We start from the raw sequence: 21,656 nt of genomic DNA, 5'->3' as shown, positions 1-21,656 counted from the left end.
ACTTGGCGCCATTGAATGGCGCCTTTTTTGCCTGTGACTTATTACAACGGCTTATTCCAAAACAACATACGCCCATGGGCCGGATCAAATACCGAGTCGTCAAAACCGTACTTGCGGTACGCCGCTTGCGCCACAGCATTGCCCTCGAGCACTTCCAAAGTGATCTTGCAGCAGCCACGCTGACGGGCGATTTCCTCGACCTTCTGCAGCATTTTCTGGCTCAGCCCCAGGCCCCGAAACTGATTCATCACGGCCACATCGTGGACATTGACCAGCGGGCGGCAGGCGAAGGTGGAAAACCCTTCAAAGCAATTGACCAACCCCGCAGGCTCGCCGCCCACGAATGCCAAGACACTGAACGCATGCGGGCGCTTGGCCAGTTCAGCCGGCAGTTGTTGCAGCAGGTCGGCTGGCAGGCTGTGGCCGCCACCCATAGGGTCTTCAGCGTAATGATTGAGCACCAGGGCGATGGCCTCGGCATGCACAGGATTGGTGTAGCTGGCTTGCAGCACCAGGATGTCAGGGGTGTCCATTTCCTTCCTCGATAACGACAAACAAGGGAATCAGCTCCCTCTGAGGAGGACGATTGTAAGCGTGGAGCAGGCGCTAGATGAAGGAGATTAGCTACAAAAAGCTGCCGGAAAGCGCGAAGGTTTTCCGCATCGAAAGCCGCTATAGGCCTTGCACGAGGCTTTTTCCTACACCCCAAAGCGCTGCAATTGCATCTCCTGCAAGCGGCTCAAGGTTCGCCTGAAAGGGAATTCCAGATAGCCTTCGGTATAGAGGCTTTCCAACGGCACTTTAGCCTCGATGAACAGTGGCACCTTGCGGTCATAGCATTCATCCACCAGGGCGATAAAGCGCCGCACGCTGTCATCGTGTACTGACAACTCGGGCAATTCGCGATCACCGGCCGCCACCCGCTGGACACCGTCCTCGGTGCCTCGGGCGATCCGCCCCGGACGCTTTTGCGCACTCAGGTTGGGAACCTCACCCAGCAGGATCGCCTTGAAACGATCACACAGCAGCATGAAATCCATCGCCGCCAAAGGTTGCTCGCACAAGTCGGCATACCGGCACCACAGCACCGTGTCGCTGGCCTGCACCGCCACAATGCAGCGATGACCGACACTGACCACCCCGTGGCGCACCGCTTGGCCCTCGCTCAATTGCTTGAACACCGCGGCCAGTGCATCCGGTTGATCGACCCAATAGCGCTGCACGCCGACACCCGGGTGCAAGCGATGGTCTTCGCCACCGTCTACGGCCACCACTTGCATGTGCTGCTTGATCGCCGCAATGCCCGGCAGGAAGCGCTCGCGATTGAAGCCGCCGGCATAGAGCTGCTCGGGCGGTTGATTGGACGTGCAGACCATCACCACGCCCTCTTCGAACATCACCTGGAACAAGCGGCCGAGGATGATTGCGTCACCGATGTCATTGACGAACAACTCGTCAAAGCACAGCACGCGCACCTCTTGGGCCAACTCACGGGCCAACGCTTGCAACGGATCATGGGTGCCGGTGAGCTGGAACGAACGCTGGTGTACCCAGCCCATGAAGTGATGAAAATGCTGGCGCCGCGCAGGCACGCGCAAGCTCAGGTAAAACTGGTCCATCAGCCAGGTTTTGCCCCGGCCCACCGGGCCCCAGAGGTAAACCCCGAGGATCGGCGAGCGCCCCAGGTGCAAGGCCTGGTGGCAGGCCTGCAGGGCATCCACCGCGCGGCGCTGGGCATCGTCGGCGACGAAGCCCAACTGGGCAGTGGCGTATTGATAAGCAGCGAGAGGCGAGTCGAAAGTCATGCGCGCCATTATGACTTACAAGGAGATATCCAACCGTGAAATCTTGCCCTGTTCATTCAAGCGAAAGGTATAGCGCAGCTCCAGCGGGCTACCGGGGAAGTTCCCGGAAACCACATTGTTGACCAATACCTTGCCGGTACGATGCTGCACGTTAAGTACTTCGACCCTGGGCTGATAACGCTGCGCGGTGTCTTCCATCCAACGTGCGATGGCAGCGGTGCCGACCTGGTGCGTGCCTTCATCGAACACGTTGGCGTCGTCGGCAAAACAGTGGGCGACGGTCGAGGTGTCGCGGGCATTGGTTGCCGCAATATAGGCCGCGATGGCCGGGGCCAGTTCTGCGAGGGACATGTCACAGCTCCTTTGTGGTGATTTATGACGCGATGCTAAACCAAGGCTGTGTCAGTTTTTGTCAGGAGTAAACGGCGAGGATTGCTGCTGCTCCATCAACTTGCGCCAGGCCCGCAGCCAGTCACTGCGGCGCCCCGGATAACGCTCGCCGCGGGCCTCGGCGGCCGCCACGCGGTCGGTGCGAAAGGTGCGATACGCACCGCGCAGTTCGCACCAGGCCACAATCACCCGCACCTCATTGAGAAAGCCCAGCGCCAGGGGCCAGATCAGCCGTTGGCTCTGAGTCTGGCTCGCATCGGCGTAATCGACGTGCAATTTGGCCTGATTGCGAATGGCTTCGCGAAACACATTGAGCGGTACGCGGTTTTCCGGGTAGCCGAACCCTGGCGGGCCAGGTAGCAGTGTCGGGTTGCGTAACGCTTCCTGGGCGGCGGGGTCCAGCACGTCGGCAATTTTCGCCAAGGCATTGGCCGCAGCATGGCTCAAGACGTCGTCGCCACGCTGATCCACATAGCGCAGACCGAGTACGATGGCTTCGGTTTCCTCGGCGTTGAGCATCAATGGCGGCAGAAACAGCCCGCTGCGCAGCACATACCCTACCCCGGCCTCGCCAAAAATCGGCGCCCCCAGCGCGGTCAATTCGGCGATGTCGCGATACAGCGTGCGCTCGGACACCTCCAACTGTGCCGCCAGCACGGCGGCGGTCACCGGACGCTTCTTGCCCCGCAGGGCCTGGAGCAAAGTCAGTAGACGAGTGGTACGCGACACATTGAGCCCACCAAAAAAGGAAAGTAGGCAGCTTATCAGAGCACCCTGTCAGAAAATGTCAGCAGCCGCTCGGCCGCCAATTATCCGCGGCGAAAAAAACGGCCTGCTGGCCGTTTTTTTAATTACGGGGTTTACGCAAGGCTCTTGCTGACCACCTCGAACACATCGCTCGACAGCTCACCGCAGGCACGAATACGCTCCAGCTCCGCCTTCATCAGCGCCTGCCGCGCGCTGTCGTATTTACGCCAGCGGGTCAACGGCGCCAACTGGCGCGAGGCGATCTGCGGGTTGAAGCCGTTCAACTGAATCACCAGGTCCGCCAGGAAGCGATAGCCCGAACCGTCCGCAGCGTGGAAGTTGATCAGGTTCTGCCCGGCAAACGCGCCCACCAGCGCGCGCACTTTGTTCGGGTTCTTGATAGTGAACGCCGGATGCTCCATCAACGCCTTGACCCGTGCCAGCCCGCCCGGCAACACGCTGCCGGCCTGCACGCTGAACCACTGGTCCATGACCAGCGGGTTGTCCTTGAAGTTTTCGGCAAACGTCGCCAGGGCCTTGGCTTTTTCCGCCTCGAACGGCGAATTCACCAACACGGCCAATGCGGTCAGGCGTTCGGTCATGTTGTCGCTGGTGTCGAACTGGTCCAACGTTGCCGCCAGCACTTGCGGCTTACCGCTGAGCATCAGGTACGACAGCGCAATGTTCTGCAAGGCACGCCGGGCAAAGTGCTCGGCAGCCGCCACATACGGGGTTTGCTTGGACAGTTCGCGATTGGCCTGGTAGCGCAGCCACAAACCGTCGAACAACTGGTCGGCCAGTTGCTTGCGGGCGAATTCACGGGCGGCGTGAATGGCGTCGACATCGGCCACTTCGCTGATTTCCGTCAGGTAGGCCTCACCCGGCAACGAGAGCATTTCGGCGACCATCGCCTGGTCCAGGCTTTCATCGCTCAATACCGTGCGCAATGCGTCGATCAGGCGTTGATCCAGCTTCAGCGGCTGACCCGCTTGATACTGGCCAATCAGCTCCTGCAACACCTGCACCGACAATTGCTGGCCGGCATCCCAGCGATTGAAGCCGTCGCTGTCGTGCTGCATCAGAAACATCAGCTGATCACGGGTGTATGGGAAGCTCAGCTTCACCGGCGCCGAGAAACCGCGCAGCAGCGAAGGCAGTGGTTGTTCGACGATATCGACGAAGGTGAAGGTCTGCTCGGCCTCGGTCACCGAAATCACGCGAGACGTGCCGGCAGCGCTTGCCTCACCGGCCAGGCGCAACGCTATAGCGGCGCCCTTGGCGTCCAGCAGGCCCAATTCCACCGGAATTACGAATGGCAGCTTCTCCACCTTGTCCGGCGTTTCCGGGCAGCTCTGGCGGAACGTCAGGCTGTAGGTTTTGGCTGCCGCATCGTAGGACTCGCTCACCGCCAAGCGTGGCGTACCGGCCTGGCTGTACCAACGCTTGAACTGGCTGAGGTCGGCGCCGTTGGCGTCTTCCATGGCCTTGATGAAGTCGTCGCAGGTCACGGCCTGACCGTCATGGCGCTCGAAATAAAGGTCGCTGCCTTTGCGGAAGCCTTCGGCGCCGAGCAACGTGTGGATCATACCGACCACTTCCGAGCCCTTTTCGTACACGGTTAGGGTGTAGAAGTTGGAAATCTCGATAAAGCTATCCGGGCGCACGGCGTGGGCCATGGGGCCGGCGTCTTCGGCGAACTGGTGAGTGCGCAGGTATGCCACATCCTGGATGCGTTTGACCGTGGCCGAGTTCATGTCCGCAGAGAAGCACGAGTCGCGGAACACGGTGAAACCTTCCTTGAGCGACAGTTGGAACCAGTCGCGACAGGTCACGCGGTTGCCCGACCAGTTGTGGAAGTACTCATGGGCGACGATCGCCTCGACCCGCTGGTGGGCGGCGTCGGTGGCGGTTTCGGCGCGTGCCAGCACGGCGCTGGAGTTGAAGATATTGAGGCCCTTGTTCTCCATGGCGCCCATGTTGAAGTCGTTGACGGCGACGACCATGAAGATGTCGAGGTCGTACTCCCGGCCGTAGGTCTCTTCATCCCAGCGCATGGATTTTTTCAAGCTGATCATGGCGTGCTGGCACTTGTCGATATTTTCCGGCTCGACATAGATACGCAGCGCCACGGTACGGCTGGTCATGGTGGTGAAGCTGTCTTCGACACACCACAAATCACCGGCCACCAGCGCGAACAGGTACGCCGGCTTCTTGAACGGGTCTTCCCAGGTGGCCCAGTGCCGGCCGTCTTCGCCAGGACCGCTGGCAATCGGGTTGCCGTTGGACAGCAGCACGGGGTAGCTGTGTTGCTCGGCGATCACGGTGGTGGTGAAGGTACTCATCACGTCCGGACGGTCGAGGTAGTAAGTGATCTTGCGGAACCCCTCGGCCTCGCACTGGGTGCAGAACATGCCGCCGGACTTGTACAAGCCTTCGAGGGCGGTGTTGGTTTCCGGGTGGATCTTGACGGTGGTGTCGAGGGTGAAGGCCTCACTCGTGGGCTGCACGGTCAGGTGGCTGTCGGTCAACTGATAGTCAGCGTCCGTCAATTCCTGGTCAGCCAGGTTCACGCTCAACAGCTCGAGCTGCTGGCCGTCCAGCACCAACGGCGGCAAGCCGGCGCCACGCTCGGGGTTGCGGCGCATCACCAACTGCGCGTGGACCAGGCTGTGGTCCTCGAACAACTCGAAGGTCAGGTGCGTCTCGTCGATCAGGTAGTCCGGCGCCTGATAGTCCTTCAGGTAAATCATCTTCGGTTGTTCGGTGCGCATGGGTGGCATCCTTTTACTGATGCACGGCGAGCTGGTAGGCCGTGTACTTACGAATATTGATGACGCCGGTGTCGAAGATCAGGTATTGGCCCTTGATCCCCAGCAGCGTGCCTTCGGCAATCGGGTTCTTGTCCAGGTTGAAGCTGACGATCTTGGTCGGATACTGCTCGATCGGGTAACGGATTTCGATCGGTTCAATGTCGGCAATCGTTTGGATGGCTTGCAGGCCAAAGCGTTCCTGCAAACTCACCAGGCCGTCGGCGCAAGACGCAAACAGCTCATCGCGCACCTGCTTGAGGTCGACCGATTGCGCATCGCCCTTGAGCAAGGCACGCCAGTTGGTCTTGTCGGCCACCTGGCTGCGGAACAGGTCTTCGACAAAACCGGACTGCTGGCGCGTGGAAACACGCACAATCGGCAGCGCCTGGCTGGCGCCCTGGTCCAGCCAACGCGTGGGCAATTGGGTGGCGCGGGTGATGCCGACCTTGATCCCCGACGAGTTGGCCAGGTAAACCACATGGTCGGTCATGCAGAACTGCTCGCCCCACGCAGGATCACGGCAGGTACCCGCGGCGTAATGACAACGCTCGGGGCTCATGATGCACAGGTCGCACTGGGCCAGCTTGGTCATGCATGGGTAGCAATAACCCTGGCTGAAGCTGGTCTTGGTCTTGCGGCCGCAATGGCTGCAATGGATCGCACCGAGGTATTCCAGGCGCACATGGGTGCCGATCAACGGGTTGACCGGCACCTCGGTATCGCCCAGACGAAACGCGTATTGAACAGTCGGCTCACCGAGTTGCGCCGACATTTTGCTGACTGCACCGCGACCAATTTCAATCAATGGATCGCATCCGACTTAAACAGGATGTTCGGCACCGTGATCGACTTCGATTCACACTCCTGCGTTCCCATGTAGCCGGTGCGCTGGTCTTCCGGCAGGTTCTGGATTTCCCAGGCGATCATCGCTTGCAGCGACAGCTCGCGCTGTTCGGCGGTGAGCTTGCGGCCGTCGGACCATTTGCCGATTTCCACGGCGAGCTTGAGGCTCTGGTAGATGTCCGGGGTGATGTTTTCGATCATTTCAGCAAAAGAGGACATTCAGGCTCTTCCTTAACGAATAGTGGATTTGCGACGACTGTATAAACCGCCCAACAAGCCGGTCAGGCAACCGATGGCCAGGCCGCCGACATGGGCGGCGTTGGCGATTTCGCCGAAACCGATCATCGAGACCAGCCCCGACAGGCACAGCACCAGCCACACCAGCATCATCACCAATACCCCACGGGGCAGGCGATAGGCCGGGTTGGGCGAGAGGAGTTGATAGATCCAGCAGTGTCCCAGCAACCCATACAACACGCCGGACAAGCCACCAAACAGACCCGGGCCGCCATAGGTGTATTGAGCGAAGTTGGAGGCCAGGCTGAACAACAGCGTCAGGCCCAGCAGGTTGATACTGCCCTGGCGCGCTTCAATACGTCGCCCCAGCTCCCAGTACCACATGCCATTCATGGCCAGGTGCAGGATGCCGAAGTGGATCAACATCGGCGTGACCAGCCGCCACCACTGGCCCGAGGCCAAGGTATCGGCCAGCGGGGTGAACTGGATGTACTCACCCATCACCCGGAACGGCAGGAAGGTCAGCCAGCTCATGGCTTGCAGGTTTTCACCGAGCAAGGTCACCGCGCCGACGATCAGGCTCGCCAGCAGCACCAGCGCCGTCACCGGGCTGTGGCGTACTTGCTGGACAAAACTTGGGCGCGTGACGGGCGCCTGCTCGGGAATATCCAGTTGCTGGTCCGGATCGCCGGCCGGAAAACGTTGATACAAGACGCGCACGTCGTCACTGATGGTCGCGGGCACCCACAACACCTGCTCGCCCGCTTCTTCACTGACGCGATGGGGCACCTGCATGCGTTGCAACAGTTTGACGAAACCGCCCAGGTCGACGCTCAGCGGCAAGCGTAATACGGGCACGGCACTCATGTAATTACCTCGGGTCGCTCAACGTCGACCCATACGAATTTATGCGGATCGAGGCGGGTTTCCTGATCCAGTCGATACGCCACCAGCTTGCCGTACAGCACCGCGCTGTAGTCCAGGCAGGCCAGGTTCGGACGGATCGGCGCCGGTTTGCCGCTGCGCCAGTAATGCCCGACGAACAGCACAGGCTCGTCGACGCCGTAGCGCAGCAGGGAATTCTTTTCAGACGACGACAACGGTGTCCGCGCCACCGGCTCCGGCAATGCGTCGGGCTGGAACACGATGTCGCCGTAGGTTTTCGGGTCTTCTTCCCAGAACTTGGTGCGAAAGAACGAACGCGTCAGGCCATCGCCGCCGGTCAGGGTCAAACCGTCCGGCAGACGCATGTCGGTGCCGCGCAGCAGGCGATCAAAGGCATTGCAGGCGAAACTGCCCGGTACGGCGGCGGCCTGCAGGAAATGCTGATCGATACAGCCGTCGGGAAAAGTCGCGCGCAGCGGCTGGATAAACCCGTCATCCCAGCACGCATGCACCACGCGGAAACGTCCGGCGTCGACAAACAGCGGCATGTCATAGAACCAGCCAAGGAAGTCGTGCCAGTCGCCCGGGTGATGCTCGAATTGGGTCAGGGTCTCGTGGATCAACCGCTCGTGCCGTGGCGTGTGTTCGCGCACGAACTGCTTGCCACTGCCCGGCGGCGCAGGCGTGGCCCAGCCCAGGGCATTGAACTCGTGGTTGCCCATGATGCATAACGCCTGCCCGGCCTCGGCCATGTCATGGACGATATGCAGCGCCTCGCGAATCCGCGGGCCACGGTCGATGATGTCGCCGAGGAACACCGCCATGCGTGATGGATGGCGCCAGGTGCCAGCGTGCTTGTGGTAACCCAACTGGTCGAGCAAGTGCTCAAGGGTGTGGGCGCAACCGTGCACATCGCCAATCAGGTCGTAGCTACGCGCGGGATCGAGCATCAGTCGCCTCCACCCCCCAAGCGGCTGCCCCAGCCCAACTTGGTGCGGCACACTTCATAGTAGTTGTGGTCCAGCGGATGGATCAGCCGCAGCTTCTGCGCCTTTTTACTCACGGTGATGGTGTCACCGGGGGCGCAGGTGAAGTGGTTCTGCCCGTCACAGGAGACTTGCGGGTAAATCTGCATGTCTTTGGAAACCACGATTTTCAGCTCACTGTTGCCGTCGACCACGATAGGCCTGCTGGACAACATATGGGGGTACATCGGCACAATCACAATGGCATCAAGCTTGGGGTGCATGATCGGGCCACCCGCCGACAGCGCATAGGCGGTGGAGCCGGTGGGCGTGGCGACGATCAGGCCATCGGCCTTTTGGCTACACACGAACTGGCCGTCGATATACAACTCGAATTCGATCATCCGCGTGGATTTGCCGGGGTGCAGCACCACATCGTTGAGGGCATCGCCCTGGCCAATGGCTTCGCCGTGGCGACGCACTTCGGCCTGCAGCAGGAAACGGTTCTCCACCAGATAATGGCCGTCGAGCACCTTGGCCACTTCGACTTCCAGCTCATCGGGACGAATATCGGTCAAGAACCCCAGGCTGCCACGGTTAATCCCCAGCACCGGCACGTTATGCCGCGCCAGCGCCCGTGCGGCGCCGAGCAGGCTGCCGTCGCCGCCGACCACAATCACCATGTCACACACTTCACCGAGCATCTTGCGCGACGAGGTTTGCAGGCCATGGCCCGGGAGGATTTCGGCGATGGTGTCTTCGAGGATCACATGCAGGTGGCGCTCGAGCAGAAACTTTTTCAGCCGGCGGACGGTGTCCAGCACCTGGGTACTGCCCAGGCGACCGATAATGCCGATATTGCGAAATTGCTCCATGGGGCTCCTGCGGGATTGGGGTGTGGCAAAAAAGAACGATTATGGGCGAAAGGCCGCGTCAGGCAAAATCCTTTGTCGCCGTGAAGCCTTGATGACAACGCTTCTCAGCCACCCGACCTTGCGTAAAAGGCTATGCTCGGACCATGACCGTCTTCCCCGACTTGCACAACCTGCCCCGCCAACTGCGCCATCCCGAGGTGCGCGACTTGGCGTGGGTGATGCTCGCCCCGCCCATGCTCGCGCAAACGCCGTGGCCGCAACGCCATCCGCTGGCCGGCAGCGACTGGGTACAGGCGCCCGACCGTCTCGAGCACTGGCTGCGGCACTTGGACCAGGACAGCAGCCCCCTGCAGCATTGGTTGAATCTGGCACGCACCCGGCGCCTGGGCCTTTATTACGAACGCCTGTGGCAGTTCGCAGTGCAGCATGCGCCGGGCGTGGAACTGTTGGCCGCCAACCTGCCGATCCGCCGCGCCGGGCATACTCTGGGTGAACTGGACATGCTCCTGCGCGACCGCGACGGCGTGCATCACCTGGAACTGGCGATCAAACTCTACCTCGGTCCGCAGGACGGCAACGGCCAGGACACCGCACGGTGGCTGGGGCCGGGTTGTCATGATCGGCTGGATCGCAAGCTGGCGCACCTGGCCCAGCATCAGCTGCCGATTTCGGCACGCCCGGAGAGCCACGAGGCGTTAGCGGCGCTGGGCATCGAGCAGTTCGATGCGCACTTGTGGCTCGGCGGCTATTTGCTCTATCCCTGGCCTGGCCAGGCGGAACCGCCCCACGGCGCTCACCCAGAGCATTTGCGTGGGCGCTGGCTGCATCAGCGTGATTGGCGGGACTTTGTCAGCGCCAGTGCGCCCGGTCGCTGGCAGCCCCTGCCCCGGCATGCGTGGCTGGCGCCAGCGCATTATCTGGCAGAAGCGGTGTGGAGCGAACAACAGATGCAAGGATGGCTGGCGGACCTGGCGCCAATGGCCCCTGCTCAGTTGCTGGTGCGGCTGGTTCAGAACGGCGAGGACTGGGAGGAAGCTGAGCGGTTGTTTTTGGTGGCGGATCTTTGGCCGAATGTGCCGGGCGCTTCCTGACCGGCAAGGAGCCGCCTCACCGACGCCATGGCTCAGCCCTCGTTGAGGAATATCTGTTGCGGCAACGTGAAGCTGCGCAGCTTGAGCAACGCCAACGGTCCCGCATCCAGTTCGGTGCGCAGGTGCCACGTCAGGTTCAAACCGTCAGGCGCCTTGAGGGCCAGGCGGTAGCGGCTGTTGCCGTCGTCCAACGGCGTGACCTGGGCGTTCTCCAGCAGGCGGATCAGGCCCCAGGTGCCGGGGTAATCGCCGAATAACCGCTCGCCGGCATGCACGCTGGTCCAGCTCAGGCTCACGCCGGGATAGTCGCTGCGACCCGGCCAGTTGAAACGCTGCCAGCTTTCTTTCTGGTTGAAGTACTGGTGTCGGTCGCCGTTGAGGATGAAGGTGGTTTGCACCACGTCGCGCACGGGTTTGCCTTGCAGTTCAAAGCTCAGCCCCATGCCGCCGTCGGCCAGCAGACGCGAGATGAAGGCCAGATCGCTCTCGCCATACTGCATGACCTGTTCGCGCTTGGGGTATTCACGCACCAGGCTGAAAAGGAAGTCCTGGCCGAGTAGGGTTTCGGCGGCGAGGTCATGTTCGGTGCTGGTGAACGCTATGCGATAGGTGAAGGGTTGGCTCAGGTGTTCCAGGCCCTCGAAGGCCAATACGTCAAGACGAGCCTCGACGTTGCGCACGCTCAGGGTGTGTCGACTGTGGTCGAAGAAAACGCTCGGTAATACGCTGGAAGTCATCCCTTTACTCCTGAACGCGAGAGGATTCAGAGAGTAAATATTTGTTATCGGTGATTGATGTCGGAAAATTCGACTTTACAAGAGTGACGCTTCCCGATCCGGCGTTAGAGCCTAAAAACTATCGATATGTCGATAATCCAAATAGAGGCGCTGAGCCAGCTCTCGTGCCCTCCCCAACCGAATCGGCCCGCGTTCGATGTCGACCAGTAACCCCGGGCAATCCAGCGCTGGCAACGTGACAATCTCCTTGAGCCGCCCATCGGTCATTACCAGCAACCGCTGCTGCTCGGTGGGGTAGCGTTTTCTGCGCGCCGCCAGCCATTGTGCCGCCTCGCTCAGCGCGGCCAACAGCGGCGTACCGCCGCCCGCGCCGAGCTGATCCAGCCAACCCGTCAGGCTCTTCGCGGCTTTCAGGCCCTGCACCTGCCACTTCGGCGACTGTCCGCTCGCCGTCAGCAATGCCATGCGCGCCCGCTGCCGGTAGGCGTCATCCAACAGTTGGGCCAATAGCCCTTTGGCATCGGTCAACGCACGATGCCGTCGGGTGGACGCCGACGCGTCGACAATCACCAACCATAACTCTTGGGCCGAGCGGCTGCGCAGGTGCAAGCGCAGATCCTCACGACACTGCGGCCGCCCCCCGAGCAAGGTGCCCGGCCAGTTGATCGCGCCGTGCTGTGCGCTGCGCGGTTTGCCGTGCCTGCCTTTATCCAGTCGCCCCGCCTTGGGCCGGGCATCCGCCCCCGCGTCAGGTCGGGGGCGGATGCCTAGGGCTTTTTTGGCCAGGCGGGCACGTCTCGGCGAGCGCCCGTGGGCAAGGCCGGCGCAGGCATATCGCCCCACTGGCCTTGGCCGGGTGAGGTGTCGGACGCTTGGGGCGCCTGGCCCTCAGGGTTGGGTGGGCTTGCCGGTGGGGACTGCGCCTGGCGACGATGGCGCAAGGCAAACTCGGCCACGGCTTCGATATCTTCCTCGGCGATGGCCGTCGCGCCGCGCCAGGCGGCATGCGCTCTGGCGCCACGCAACCAGACAAGGTCGGCGCGCAAACCATCCACGCCCGCGGCAAAGCAGCGCTCGGTGATCTGTGCCAACGCCGCGTCATCCAATGCAATGCTGTCGAGGCAGGCCCGCGCCTGGGTGCAGCGTTCGCGCAATGCCGACTGCGGCTGCGCCCACTGCGCGCAGAACGCTGCGGGGTCGCTGTCGAAGTCCAGGCGTCGGCGGATGATCTGCCCACGCTCGGCCGGTACGGTTTGCCCGCTCAAGGCCACGTTGAAACCGAAGCGATCAAGCAACTGCGGGCGCAATTCCCCCTCCTCCGGGTTCATCGTGCCGATCAGCACAAAGCGCGCCGAATGCCGGTGGGAAATGCCGTCACGCTCGATCAGGTTGGTACCGCTGGCGGCCACGTCCAGCAGCAGGTCCACCAAGTGATCAGGCAACAAGTTGACCTCGTCGACATACAACACGCCGCCGTCAGCCTTGGCCAGCACGCCGGGTGAAAACTGCGCGCGGCCTTCGCCCAATGCGGCATCCAGATCCAGGGTGCCCACCAGTCGTTCTTCGGTGGCGCCCAACGGCAAGGTGACGAATTGACCGCTGGCCAACAGGTCTGCCAACCCACGCGCCAGGGTGGACTTGGCCATGCCGCGCGGGCCTTCGATCAGCACACCGCCGATCTTGGGGTCGATGGCGGTCAGGCACAGCGCCAGCTTCAGGTCGTCGGCACCGACCACGGCCGACAGCGGAAAATGGGGTATCTCAGTCATCAGCTGTCTTCTTCTATATCCAGCAACAGGTTTTCCAACGCCTCGCGATACGCCCCCGGCGCCTGCCACATGCCGCGCTGTTGGGCCTCGAGCATGCGCTCGGTCATATCCCGCAGGGCATCGGGATTGTGCTGTTGCACAAAGGCGCGGGTGTCAGGGTCGAGCAGATAGGCGTCGGCGAGCAAGGCGTATTGATGATCGTCGATCAGCGCGGTAGTGGCGTCGAACGCGAAGAGATTGTCCACGGTCGCCGCCATCTCGAATGCGCCTTTATAGCCATGGCGTTTCACGCCTTCGATCCACTTGGGGTTGGCGGCGCGGGAACGGATCACCCGGTTCAGCTCTTCCTTCAAGGTGCGGATTTTCGGCAAGTCCGGCTGGCTATGGTCGCCATGGTAGCTGGCAGCCTTGTCGCCGCTCAGGGTTTCCACGGCGGCGAGCATGCCGCCCTGGAATTGGTAGTAATCGTTGGAGTCGAGCAGGTCGTGCTCGCGATTGTCCTGGTTTTGCAGCACCGCCTGCACCTGGCTCAGGCGCTGGGCGAATTGCCCGCGGGCGGCGGTGCCCTCGTCGGCACCACCATAGGCGTAGCCACCCCAGTTCAGGTAGACCTCGGCCAATTCCTCGCGGCTCTGCCACAGGCGACCATCGATCGCGCCCTGCACCCCCGCACCGTAGGCGCCGGGCTTGGCGCCGAAAATACGCCAACCGGCCTGTTTCGCCGCTGCGGCTTCGTCCAGGCCAGACTCAAGCAGAGCCTGGCGCTCGCTGCGGACCTTGGCGGCCAGCGGGTTCATGTCGTCGGGCTCGTCCAGCGCCGCCACCGCCTGTACCGCTGCATCGAACAGGCGGATCAGGTTGGCAAAGGCATCCCGGAAGAACCCGGACACGCGCAAGGTCACGTCGACACGCGGGCGGTCCAGCAAACTGATCGGCAGGATTTCGAAGTCGTCCACCCGCTGGCTGCCCGTGGCCCACACCGGGCGCACACCCATCAGGGCCATGGCCTGGGCGATATCGTCGCCGCCGGTGCGCATGGTGGCGGTGCCCCACACCGACAAGCCGAGCTGGCGCAGGTGGTCGCCGTGGTCTTGCAGGTGCCGCTCCAGAATCAGGTTGGCCGATTGGAAACCGATGCGCCAAGCAGTAGTGGTCGGCAGGTTGCGCACGTCGACGCTGAAAAAATTGCGCCCGGTGGGCAGCACATCCAGGCGCCCCCGGCTCGGCGCGCCGCTTGGGCCGGCCGGTACAAAGCGGCCGCCCAGGGCGTCGAGCAAGCCGCGCATTTCCGCCGGGCCGCACGCATCCAGGCGCGGCGCCACGACACTGCGCAGGCTTTCGATGACCGACTTGACGTCCTCCCAGCCGGGCACTTCCAACTGTTCCAGCGGCCCTTCCAGCGCGCGCTCGATCAACCACGCAGCGTACAGTTCCAGGCGCTCGCGGGTATCACCGGCCGTGCGCCACAGTTGGGGATCGATCCTTTGCAAAACCTCTGGACGGCGACCGGTCCAAGGCTCGGCCAGGGCGCAGTCCAGCGGATCGAACGCCAGTTCGAAGGCCTTGGCCAACACCCGCAACAGGCTCGATTGCGCGCCTCGACCGTCGCCACGGGGGATACGCAGCAACGCGAGCAACGTGTCGATGCGCAAGCGGCCCTGGGGCGACTCGCCGAAGATATGCAGGCCGTCGCGGATCTGCGATTCCTTCAAGTCACACAGGTAGGTATCCAGGCGCGGCAGCCAGATGGCCGCGTCGGCATCGCTGTCCAGCTCAAGTTCCTGGTCGATGCGGGTTTCGCGCACCAGCTTGAGGATGTCCTTTTGCAGCTCGCGGGCGCGGCGCGGGTCGAGCAGTTGCGCTTCGTAGTATTCGTCCGCCAACAGCTCCAGGTCGCGCAGCGGCCCGTAGGTTTCGGCACGGGTCAGCGGCGGCATCAAGTGATCGATGATCACCGCCTGGGTGCGGCGTTTGGCCTGGGCGCCCTCGCCCGGGTCGTTGACGATAAACGGGTAGATATTCGGCAGCGGCCCGAGCAGCGCGTCGGGCCAGCAATTTTCCGACAACCCGACGCCCTTGCCCGGTAGCCATTCCAGGTTGCCGTGCTTGCCGACGTGGATCACGCCGTGGGCGCCGTAGGTGTGGCGTAACCAGAAATAGAACGCCAGGTAGGCGTGGGGCGGCACCAGGTCCGGGTCGTGGTACACCGCACTGGCGTCCACTTGGTAACCGCGGGCCGGCTGGATGCCGATAAACGTCAAGCCCAGGCGCAGGCCGGCGATCATCAGGCGGCCGTCGCGGCACATCGGGTCGTTGTGGGGCGTGCCCCAGCGTTCCAGCACCGCCTGGCGGTTGGCTTCGGGCAGGCGCTTGAACATCGCCTCGTAGTCGTCCAGGCCCAGGCTTTGGTGGCACGGGCGCAGGTCGAGGTTGTCCAGGTCGTTGGTGACGCCACCGAGCAGTTCGTGGATCAACGCGGTGCCGCTTTCCGGCAGGATTTCGGGCAGCGGATAACCCTCGGCCTGCAAGGCCCGCAGGATATTCAGCGCCGCCGCCGGCGTGTCCAGGCCCACACCGTTACCAATGCGACCGTCGCGCGTTGGGTAGTTGGCGAGGATCAGAGCGATGCGCTTGTCGGCATTCGGCACCCGCGCCAGTTCGACCCAACGGCGCGCCAGTTCAGCGACAAAGTCCATGCGCTCCGGCGCTGCGCGATAGCACACCACGTCCGACTGGCTGCGCTCGCTGCGCCAGGCCAGGTCCTTGAAGCTGATCGGCCGGCTGATGATGCGACCATCCAGTTCCGGCAAGGCAATGTGCATCGCCAGGTCACGCGGGCCGAGGCCTTGTTCACTGGCCTGCCAGCCGGGTTGATTGTCTTGGGCACAAATCGCCTGAATCACCGGGATATTGCGGCGAAACGGGCGCAAATGTGGCGCCTCTGGGCTGGATTGGGCAAAGCCGGTGGTGTTGAGAATCACCGATGCCTGCACTTCATCCAGCCAATCCTCGACCGCCGTCAGGCAGCCGGGCTCCTTCAGACTGGCCACCGCCATCGGCAACGGATTCAGGCCCGCCGCCTGCAGGCGCTGGCAGAACACATCGATAAAACCGGTGTTGGCCGCTTGCAGATGGGAGCGGTAGAACAGCACGGCCGCCACCGGGAACTCGGGATTCCAGTCCAACTGCCAGTCGCTGAGGCACGCATTGGCCTTGTGCGGGTGATAAATCGCGCTGCGCGCCAGGGTTTTCGGCTCGGCCCAGGCATAGTCGCGGCCCAGATAGCCGCTGGCCAGGCAGCGATAAAAATCCAGCGCGTTGCCCAGGCCGCCCTGGCGCAGGAACTGCCACAGGCGCTCACGCGCTGCGGCATCCACGGTGCTGAGGCCGCTGAGCTCCGGGTCCGCGCGATCATCCCCCGGCACCAGGATCAGCGTGACCCCGCGCTCGGCCAACGCCACCAGACGCTCGATGCCGTAACGCCAATAGCCGATCCCGCCGTGCAGGGAAATCAGGATGACCTTGGCGTGGCGCAGCACCTCGTCGACGTACAAGTCCACCGAGGCATGGTTCTGCACCTGCATCGGGTTGGCCAGGCGAAAGCTGGGGTAGTCCTCGGGCAATTGCTGGGCCGCTTCAGCGAGCAGCGCCAGGCTGGAGTCGCCACTGCACAGGATCACCAGCTCGGCGGGGGTTTGTCCAAGGTCGGCAATATTGTCGTCCGCGACGAAACCGCCGGGCTGGGTCCTGAGCAAGTGCATGGGTTAAACGCTGAGGGCGGCGCGCAATTGCGCTTCGAGGCCCGCCGCATCCAGCTCCTGGCCGATCAGCACCAGGCGCGTGATGCGCGCTTCGTCGGCGCTCCAGGCGCGGTCGAAGTGCTTGTCGAAGCGCGTGCCCACGCCCTGGATCAGCAGGCGCATCGGCTTGTTCGGGATCGCCGCAAAGCCTTTGACGCGCAAGATGCCGTGCTGCACCACCAGTTGGGTCAGGGCGTCGAGCAGCAGGGCTTCGTCGGACTGGGGCAGGTCGATGGAAATGGAGTCGAACGCATCGTGATCATGATCGTCTTCACCTTCGTGATGATGATCGTGATGGCTGTGGCGAGCGTCGATGTGCGCTTCGGAGCCGGCGCCCAGGCCGATCAACACGTCCAGCGGCACACGACCGCTGCTGGCTTCGATGATCTTCACCGCCGGCGGCAACTCTTCGGCGACTTCCAGGCGCACGCGGGCCAGGTCTTCGGGGTTGATCAGGTCGCACTTGTTGAGGATCACCAGGTCGGCGCTGGCCAGTTGGTCGGCGAACAGCTCATGCAGCGGTGATTCGTGGTCCAGGTTCGGGTCGAGTTTGCGCTGGGCGTCGACCTGGTCCGGGAACGCGGCGAAGGTGCCGGCCGCCACGGCGGGGCTGTCGACCACGGTGATCACCGCGTCGACTGTACAGGCGCTGCGGATTTCCGGCCACTGGAACGCCTGCACCAAGGGCTTTGGCAGGGCCAGGCCGGAGGTTTCGATGAGGATATGGTCGAGGTCGCCGCGACGGGCGACCAGTTCGCGCATCACCGGGAAAAACTCTTCCTGCACGGTGCAGCACAGGCAGCCGTTGGCCAGCTCATACACGCGACCGTTGGCTTCTTCCTCGGTGCAACCGATGGAGCACTGCTTGAGGATTTCACCGTCGATGCCCAGCTCGCCGAACTCGTTGACGATCACCGCAATGCGACGGCCCTGGGCGTTATCGAGCATATGGCGCAGCAAGGTGGTTTTGCCCGAGCCGAGAAAGCCGGTAACGATGGTGACGGGGAGTTTGGCCAGTGTTTTCATCGGATGCCCTTGGGGGCGGGCATACGGGACGATAGGCCCTGCGCAGCGCACAGCAGCAGATTTCGTCACCGGATCACCCCGCCCGGTTGAATTGAAAAATCGGTGACGAGGCAGGTCTCCTGGCTTGGGGCTTGCGGGTCTTGCGACCGGCGCTGGCTGCGCCTTCCCGCCTTGATGGCAGTGGCGTGGCAGTCAGATAAACCCTTCACAGTTGCGGGGGCAGCCGCGGCTTGAACCGCGTTCCCTTCTTAGCTTCGGCCTGGGCCGAAGAACCTCGAAGGTGCAAGGCTACAGGTGCTCGGTCAATTTGACTACCGTCGCCCTGCATGCTTTCCTACTCACCTTGTTTCGGGTGCCCTTCACAGGGTGAAACGGGAAACCGGTGCGTCATAGCGATATGACCAGTCCGGTGCTGCCCCCGCAACGGTAAGCGAGCGAAGCGTCACGGCCACTGTGCTTTGTGCATGGGAAGGCGATGCTTTCAGGACTCAGTTCAAGAGCCCCCTCGCAAGCCCGGAGACCGGCCCGAAAAAATCATCCAACAAACCCGCGGTGGGCGGGCGCTGTTTGAATCCTGCGTGCCTGGCTCGCGGGGTTTTCATGCGCTCGTGTCACCCTGAAACCCTGAAGGGACGCGCCATGTCGATCATCAGCAGCACCTCGCATACCGCTAGCAGTACCGCCACCCTGAGCCAACGCCTGAGCGCCGCCATCGGCGCGTCGATCCTCGGCGCGTGCCTGGTGTATTTCGCCGGGTTCTCGCATATCGAAGCGGTACACAACGCCGCCCACGATACCCGCCACAGCGCCGCGTTCCCGTGCCATTGAGACCTGCCAACATGATTAAGCGTATTGCACAAACCGCAGGTTTCAGCGGGCTGCTGGCCGCCCTGTTGCTGACTCTGCTGCAAAGTTTTTGGGTCGCCCCGCTGATCATGCAGGCGGAAACCTTTGAAAAAGCCCCGGCCGCGACGGAAGTGGTGCATGAGCACGCCGCCGGTACAACCGCGCACACTCATGACGCCGAAGCCTGGGAGCCGGAAGACGGCTGGCAGCGCGTGCTGTCCACCACCGGCGGCAACCTGGTGGTGGCGGTCGGTTTCGCGCTGATGCTCGCCGGTCTCTACACCCTGCGCGCGCCGACCCGCACGGCTCAAGGGTTGCTGTGGGGCCTGGCCGGCTACGCGACCTTTGTTCTGGCGCCAACCCTGGGCCTGCCACCGGAATTGCCGGGCACTGCCGCCGCCGACCTGGCGCAACGGCAGATCTGGTGGATCGGCACTGCGGCCTCAACCGCAGCCGGTATCGCGCTGCTGGTATTCGGAGGCAACTGGCTGCTCAAAGCGCTGGGCGCGGCGATCCTCGTGGTACCTCATGTGATTGGCGCACCGCAACCTGAAGTGCATTCGATGCTGGCCCCTGAGGCCCTCGAAGCGCAGTTCAAGATTGCCTCGCAACTGACCAACGTCGTGTTCTGGCTGGCGCTGGGCCTAATCAGCGCCTGGCTGTTTCGCCGCAATCGCGACGATCGATACTCGGCATGAACCTGGTGGTCGGCCTGGGCTGCCAGCGCGGCTGCGCGCTGCAAGCCCTGCTCGACCTGCTGGACGCCGCCCTCGCCGAGGGCGGTATCGAGCGCCACCGCATCACGGCGCTGGCCAGCATTGATCGCAAGCAGGACGAGCCGGGCTTGTTAGCTCTGGCGCAAGTCCTGAACCTGCCACTGCAGTGCTTCAGCGCCGCGCAACTGGCAGCGTATGAAGGTCGCCTGAGCCATAGATCTGCCGTCGCCTTTGCCCATACCGGTTGTTACGGCATCGCCGAAAGCGCGGCCCTGGCCCTGGCCGAACAGCTCAGCGGCGCCCCTGCCCGCTTACTGATCCCGCGCAAAAAATCCGCCCGAGCCACGTTGGCATTGGCCTGCGCCGACTGAAATCGCGATAATCGCCGCTTCCGATCATGAGCAATCTTCATGCTCGCCCGCTTTTCCACAGGAATTCTCCATGACCGTCTACTTCATCGGCGCCGGCCCCGGCGACCCGGAATTGATCACCGTCAAAGGCCAGCGGCTGATCCGCAGTTGCCCGGTGATCATCTATGCGGGGTCGCTGGTGCCGGCGGCGGTACTGGAAGGCCATCAGGCCGAACAGGTGGTCAACAGCGCCGAACTGCACCTGGAACAGATTATCGACGTGATCAAGGCCGCCGATGCCAAGGGCCAGGATGTGGCGCGGGTCCACTCCGGCGATCCAAGCCTGTATGGGGCGATTGGCGAACAGATCCGGCAGTTGCGCGAGTTGGGCATTGCGTTCCAGATCATCCCCGGGGTCACCGCCGTAGCGGCCTGCGCAGCGCTGCTGGAGACCGAACTGACGCTGCCGGACATCGCCCAGAGCGTGATCCTCACCCGGTATGCGGACAAAACCCGCATGCCTGCCGGTGAAGACTTCGACAGCCTGGCCCGTCATGGCACAACCATGGCGATTCACCTGGGGGTCAATCATTTGGAGAAGATCGTTGCCGAACTGCTGCCGCACTACGGCGCGGATTGCCCGATTGCCGTGGTACACCGTGCGACCTGGCCGGATCAGGATTGGGCCGTCGGCACCTTGGCGGACATCGCCGAAAAGGTCGCGGCCAAGGGCTTCAGGCGCACGGCGCTGATTGTGGTGGGTCGGGTGCTGGCCAGTGACAGTTTCAGCGCGTCGTCGCTGTATCGGGCCGGGCATGCGCACTTGTACCGACCTTAATCCAAAACATCATGAGTTGTTATCAACACACTGTTTTAAATAAATAAATACAAAAATTTGTGGGAGGGGGCTTGCCCCCGATAGCGGTGTATCAGTCGATTAATAAGGAGACTGACAGGATGCTATCGGGGGCAAGCCCCCTCCCACACTTAATCTTTAGCGTTAGACAAAAGTCGTAACCAACTGAAATTAAATAAAAAACGGCGCTCACGGGGCGCCGTTTTTTAGTTCGCAGTGAACACCTGACTCAGTAGTAGGCGTTTTCTTTCTGCGTGTGGTCAGTCACATCACGTACACCCGTGAGCTCCGGAATGCGCTCGAGCAAGGTGCGCTCGATGCCTTCACGCAGGGTCACGTCCGCCTGGCCGCAGCCCTGGCAGCCGCCGCCGAACTTCAATACGGCGATACCGTCCTCCACCACGTCGATCAAGCTGACCTGCCCGCCGTGGCTGGCCAGGCCAGGGTTGATCTCGGTCTGCAGGTAGTAATTGATACGCTCGTTGACCGGGCTGTCGGCGTTGACGTTCGGCACCTTGGCGTTCGGTGCCTTGATGGTCAATTGGCCGCCCATGCGGTCGGTCGCGTAGTCGACCACCGCGTCGTCGAGGAACGCTTCGCTGAAGGCATCGATATACGCGGTGAAGCTTTTCAGCCCCAGCGCGGTGTCTTCCGGCTTCTCTTCGCCTGGCTTGCAGTAGGCGATGCACGTCTCGGCGTACTGGGTGCCAGGCTGGGTGATAAAGACGCGGATGCCGATACCCGGGGTGTTCTGCTTGGACAGCAGGTCAGCCAGGTAATCGTGGGCGGCGTCGGTAATGGTTATGGCAGTCATGGAAACTCCTCACAGGCTTGCTGGCAGTTTACGCCAAAATATTACGCAGATACAAAGCCCCAGTAATTTTGTCGGAAAAGCCTCGCCATCGTCG

The 21,656-nt window shown here is 62.5% G+C and carries 21 protein-coding genes and 2 riboswitches; of the genes, 5 read left to right on the top strand and 16 right to left on the bottom strand.

Going from position 1 to position 21,656, the window contains the following annotated elements; translation table 11 throughout:
- Nucleotides 1-41: 41 nt before the first annotated feature.
- From U5A08_RS12680 to U5A08_RS12635, 10 genes are all read right to left on the bottom strand, one after another.
- Nucleotides 42-533: a GNAT family N-acetyltransferase gene (locus U5A08_RS12680; protein WP_247395738.1), complete on the bottom strand. Its 492-nt coding sequence runs from the start codon at nucleotides 531-533 to the stop codon at nucleotides 42-44.
- A 165-nt stretch (nucleotides 534-698) separates the two neighbouring features.
- Nucleotides 699-1,805 carry a cell division protein ZapE gene (gene zapE, locus U5A08_RS12675; RefSeq protein WP_253400381.1) on the bottom strand — a complete coding sequence of 369 codons (1,107 nt, stop codon included), beginning with the start codon at nucleotides 1,803-1,805 and terminating at the stop codon, nucleotides 699-701.
- A 15-nt stretch (nucleotides 1,806-1,820) separates the two neighbouring features.
- The gene (locus U5A08_RS12670) at nucleotides 1,821-2,156 is read right to left on the bottom strand and encodes a nuclear transport factor 2 family protein (protein ID WP_321851783.1); all 336 of its coding nucleotides are present in this window, start codon (nucleotides 2,154-2,156) and stop codon (nucleotides 1,821-1,823) included.
- Nucleotides 2,157-2,207: 51 nt separating this feature from the next.
- Entirely contained in the window at nucleotides 2,208-2,924 is a 717-nt protein-coding gene (locus U5A08_RS12665; RefSeq protein WP_247395734.1) for a helix-turn-helix transcriptional regulator, read from the bottom strand.
- A 131-nt stretch (nucleotides 2,925-3,055) separates the two neighbouring features.
- Nucleotides 3,056-5,713, bottom strand: a complete 2,658-nt coding sequence (gene pepN / locus U5A08_RS12660) for an aminopeptidase N (RefSeq protein WP_321851782.1) — start codon at nucleotides 5,711-5,713, stop codon at nucleotides 3,056-3,058.
- Nucleotides 5,714-5,726: 13 nt separating this feature from the next.
- On the bottom strand, nucleotides 5,727-6,557 hold the full coding sequence (locus U5A08_RS12655) for a DUF2797 domain-containing protein (protein ID WP_247395731.1): 831 nt from the start codon (nucleotides 6,555-6,557) through the stop codon (nucleotides 5,727-5,729).
- Nucleotides 6,554-6,814: a YeaC family protein gene (locus tag U5A08_RS12650; RefSeq protein WP_253395272.1), complete on the bottom strand. Its 261-nt coding sequence runs from the start codon at nucleotides 6,812-6,814 to the stop codon at nucleotides 6,554-6,556. The genes U5A08_RS12655 and U5A08_RS12650 overlap by 4 nt, the downstream gene beginning before the upstream one ends.
- Nucleotides 6,815-6,826: 12 nt before the next feature.
- Nucleotides 6,827-7,699: a rhomboid family intramembrane serine protease gene (locus U5A08_RS12645; RefSeq protein WP_253395271.1), complete on the bottom strand. Its 873-nt coding sequence runs from the start codon at nucleotides 7,697-7,699 to the stop codon at nucleotides 6,827-6,829.
- Complete coding sequence (locus U5A08_RS12640; protein WP_253395270.1) at nucleotides 7,696-8,667, bottom strand: metallophosphoesterase; 972 nt, start codon at nucleotides 8,665-8,667, stop codon at nucleotides 7,696-7,698. The genes U5A08_RS12645 and U5A08_RS12640 overlap by 4 nt, the downstream gene beginning before the upstream one ends.
- A complete protein-coding gene (locus U5A08_RS12635; protein ID WP_003217892.1) occupies nucleotides 8,667-9,557 on the bottom strand; it encodes an NAD(+) kinase in 891 nt (296 codons plus the stop codon). Before U5A08_RS12635 ends, U5A08_RS12640 begins: the two co-directional genes overlap by 1 nt.
- Nucleotides 9,558-9,700: 143 nt before the next feature.
- Here U5A08_RS12635 and U5A08_RS12630 point away from each other — a divergent pair, with 143 nt between their 5' ends.
- Nucleotides 9,701-10,648 (top strand): DUF1853 family protein, encoded by a 948-nt coding sequence (locus U5A08_RS12630; protein WP_321851780.1) that lies wholly within the window; start codon nucleotides 9,701-9,703, stop codon nucleotides 10,646-10,648.
- 32 nt (nucleotides 10,649-10,680) lie between these two features.
- On the opposite strand, the gene U5A08_RS12625 is transcribed toward U5A08_RS12630, so the two are convergent.
- The 5 genes from U5A08_RS12625 to cobW form a co-directional block, all read right to left on the bottom strand.
- Nucleotides 10,681-11,385: a type VI secretion IcmF C-terminal domain-containing protein gene (locus tag U5A08_RS12625; RefSeq protein ID WP_321851777.1), complete on the bottom strand. Its 705-nt coding sequence runs from the start codon at nucleotides 11,383-11,385 to the stop codon at nucleotides 10,681-10,683.
- A gap of 111 nt (nucleotides 11,386-11,496) precedes the next feature.
- Complete coding sequence (locus tag U5A08_RS12620; protein ID WP_253400380.1) at nucleotides 11,497-12,099, bottom strand: vWA domain-containing protein; 603 nt, start codon at nucleotides 12,097-12,099, stop codon at nucleotides 11,497-11,499.
- A 53-nt stretch (nucleotides 12,100-12,152) separates the two neighbouring features.
- Nucleotides 12,153-13,154 carry a magnesium chelatase ATPase subunit I gene (locus U5A08_RS12615; RefSeq protein WP_253395267.1) on the bottom strand — a complete coding sequence of 334 codons (1,002 nt, stop codon included), beginning with the start codon at nucleotides 13,152-13,154 and terminating at the stop codon, nucleotides 12,153-12,155.
- Nucleotides 13,154-16,915, bottom strand: a complete 3,762-nt coding sequence (gene cobN / locus U5A08_RS12610; protein ID WP_321851775.1) for a cobaltochelatase subunit CobN — start codon at nucleotides 16,913-16,915, stop codon at nucleotides 13,154-13,156. Before cobN ends, U5A08_RS12615 begins: the two co-directional genes overlap by 1 nt.
- A 3-nt stretch (nucleotides 16,916-16,918) precedes the next feature.
- Nucleotides 16,919-17,980 (bottom strand): cobalamin biosynthesis protein CobW, encoded by a 1,062-nt coding sequence (gene cobW / locus U5A08_RS12605; protein ID WP_301294970.1) that lies wholly within the window; start codon nucleotides 17,978-17,980, stop codon nucleotides 16,919-16,921.
- 92 nt (nucleotides 17,981-18,072) lie between these two features.
- A riboswitch (cobalamin riboswitch) is annotated at nucleotides 18,073-18,272 on the bottom strand.
- A 41-nt stretch (nucleotides 18,273-18,313) separates the two neighbouring features.
- Nucleotides 18,314-18,523, top strand: a riboswitch (cobalamin riboswitch).
- 96 nt (nucleotides 18,524-18,619) lie between these two features.
- On the opposite strand from cobW, the gene U5A08_RS12600 reads away from it, so the two are divergent.
- From U5A08_RS12600 to cobM, 4 genes are all read left to right on the top strand, one after another.
- The gene (locus U5A08_RS12600; RefSeq protein ID WP_138815786.1) at nucleotides 18,620-18,808 is read left to right on the top strand and encodes a CbtB domain-containing protein; all 189 of its coding nucleotides are present in this window, start codon (nucleotides 18,620-18,622) and stop codon (nucleotides 18,806-18,808) included.
- 11 nt (nucleotides 18,809-18,819) lie between these two features.
- Nucleotides 18,820-19,524 (top strand): CbtA family protein, encoded by a 705-nt coding sequence (locus U5A08_RS12595; RefSeq protein WP_321851772.1) that lies wholly within the window; start codon nucleotides 18,820-18,822, stop codon nucleotides 19,522-19,524.
- Nucleotides 19,521-19,913: a cobalamin biosynthesis protein gene (locus U5A08_RS12590; RefSeq protein ID WP_321851770.1), complete on the top strand. Its 393-nt coding sequence runs from the start codon at nucleotides 19,521-19,523 to the stop codon at nucleotides 19,911-19,913. Before U5A08_RS12595 ends, U5A08_RS12590 begins: the two co-directional genes overlap by 4 nt.
- Before the next feature lie 70 nt (nucleotides 19,914-19,983).
- Nucleotides 19,984-20,730, top strand: coding sequence for a precorrin-4 C(11)-methyltransferase (gene cobM / locus U5A08_RS12585; protein ID WP_247407561.1), 747 nt, complete (start codon nucleotides 19,984-19,986; stop codon nucleotides 20,728-20,730).
- A 247-nt stretch (nucleotides 20,731-20,977) separates the two neighbouring features.
- Here cobM and nfuA read toward each other — a convergent pair whose 3' ends face one another.
- Nucleotides 20,978-21,562 (bottom strand): Fe-S biogenesis protein NfuA, encoded by a 585-nt coding sequence (nfuA, locus tag U5A08_RS12580; RefSeq protein ID WP_253395257.1) that lies wholly within the window; start codon nucleotides 21,560-21,562, stop codon nucleotides 20,978-20,980.
- Nucleotides 21,563-21,656: the final 94 nt, after the last annotated feature.

The organism is Pseudomonas paraveronii (assembly GCF_963681955.1).
Classification (GTDB): domain Bacteria; phylum Pseudomonadota; class Gammaproteobacteria; order Pseudomonadales; family Pseudomonadaceae; genus Aquipseudomonas; species Aquipseudomonas paraveronii.
This window is presented reverse-complemented; position numbering and strand designations above follow the sequence as displayed.

Bases quoted from the DNA above. Each gene is read 5' to 3' on its own strand.
- U5A08_RS12680 (WP_247395738.1), bottom strand. From the start codon at position 533: ATGGACACCCCTGACATCCTGGTGCTGCAAGCCAGCTACACCAATCCT.
- zapE (WP_253400381.1), bottom strand. From the start codon at position 1,805: ATGACTTTCGACTCGCCTCTCGCTGCTTATCAATACGCCACTGCCCAG.
- U5A08_RS12670 (WP_321851783.1), bottom strand. From the start codon at position 2,156: ATGTCCCTCGCAGAACTGGCCCCGGCCATCGCGGCCTATATTGCGGCA.
- pepN (WP_321851782.1), bottom strand. From the start codon at position 5,713: ATGCGCACCGAACAACCGAAGATGATTTACCTGAAGGACTATCAGGCG.
- U5A08_RS12650 (WP_253395272.1), bottom strand. From the start codon at position 6,814: ATGTCCTCTTTTGCTGAAATGATCGAAAACATCACCCCGGACATCTAC.
- U5A08_RS12645 (WP_253395271.1), bottom strand. From the start codon at position 7,699: ATGAGTGCCGTGCCCGTATTACGCTTGCCGCTGAGCGTCGACCTGGGC.
- U5A08_RS12640 (WP_253395270.1), bottom strand. From the start codon at position 8,667: ATGCTCGATCCCGCGCGTAGCTACGACCTGATTGGCGATGTGCACGGT.
- U5A08_RS12635 (WP_003217892.1), bottom strand. From the start codon at position 9,557: ATGGAGCAATTTCGCAATATCGGCATTATCGGTCGCCTGGGCAGTACC.
- U5A08_RS12630 (WP_321851780.1), top strand. From the start codon at position 9,701: ATGACCGTCTTCCCCGACTTGCACAACCTGCCCCGCCAACTGCGCCAT.
- U5A08_RS12625 (WP_321851777.1), bottom strand. From the start codon at position 11,385: ATGACTTCCAGCGTATTACCGAGCGTTTTCTTCGACCACAGTCGACAC.
- U5A08_RS12615 (WP_253395267.1), bottom strand. From the start codon at position 13,154: ATGACTGAGATACCCCATTTTCCGCTGTCGGCCGTGGTCGGTGCCGAC.
- cobN (WP_321851775.1), bottom strand. From the start codon at position 16,915: ATGCACTTGCTCAGGACCCAGCCCGGCGGTTTCGTCGCGGACGACAAT.
- cobW (WP_301294970.1), bottom strand. From the start codon at position 17,980: ATGAAAACACTGGCCAAACTCCCCGTCACCATCGTTACCGGCTTTCTC.
- U5A08_RS12600 (WP_138815786.1), top strand. From the start codon at position 18,620: ATGTCGATCATCAGCAGCACCTCGCATACCGCTAGCAGTACCGCCACC.
- U5A08_RS12595 (WP_321851772.1), top strand. From the start codon at position 18,820: ATGATTAAGCGTATTGCACAAACCGCAGGTTTCAGCGGGCTGCTGGCC.
- U5A08_RS12590 (WP_321851770.1), top strand. From the start codon at position 19,521: ATGAACCTGGTGGTCGGCCTGGGCTGCCAGCGCGGCTGCGCGCTGCAA.
- cobM (WP_247407561.1), top strand. From the start codon at position 19,984: ATGACCGTCTACTTCATCGGCGCCGGCCCCGGCGACCCGGAATTGATC.
- nfuA (WP_253395257.1), bottom strand. From the start codon at position 21,562: ATGACTGCCATAACCATTACCGACGCCGCCCACGATTACCTGGCTGAC.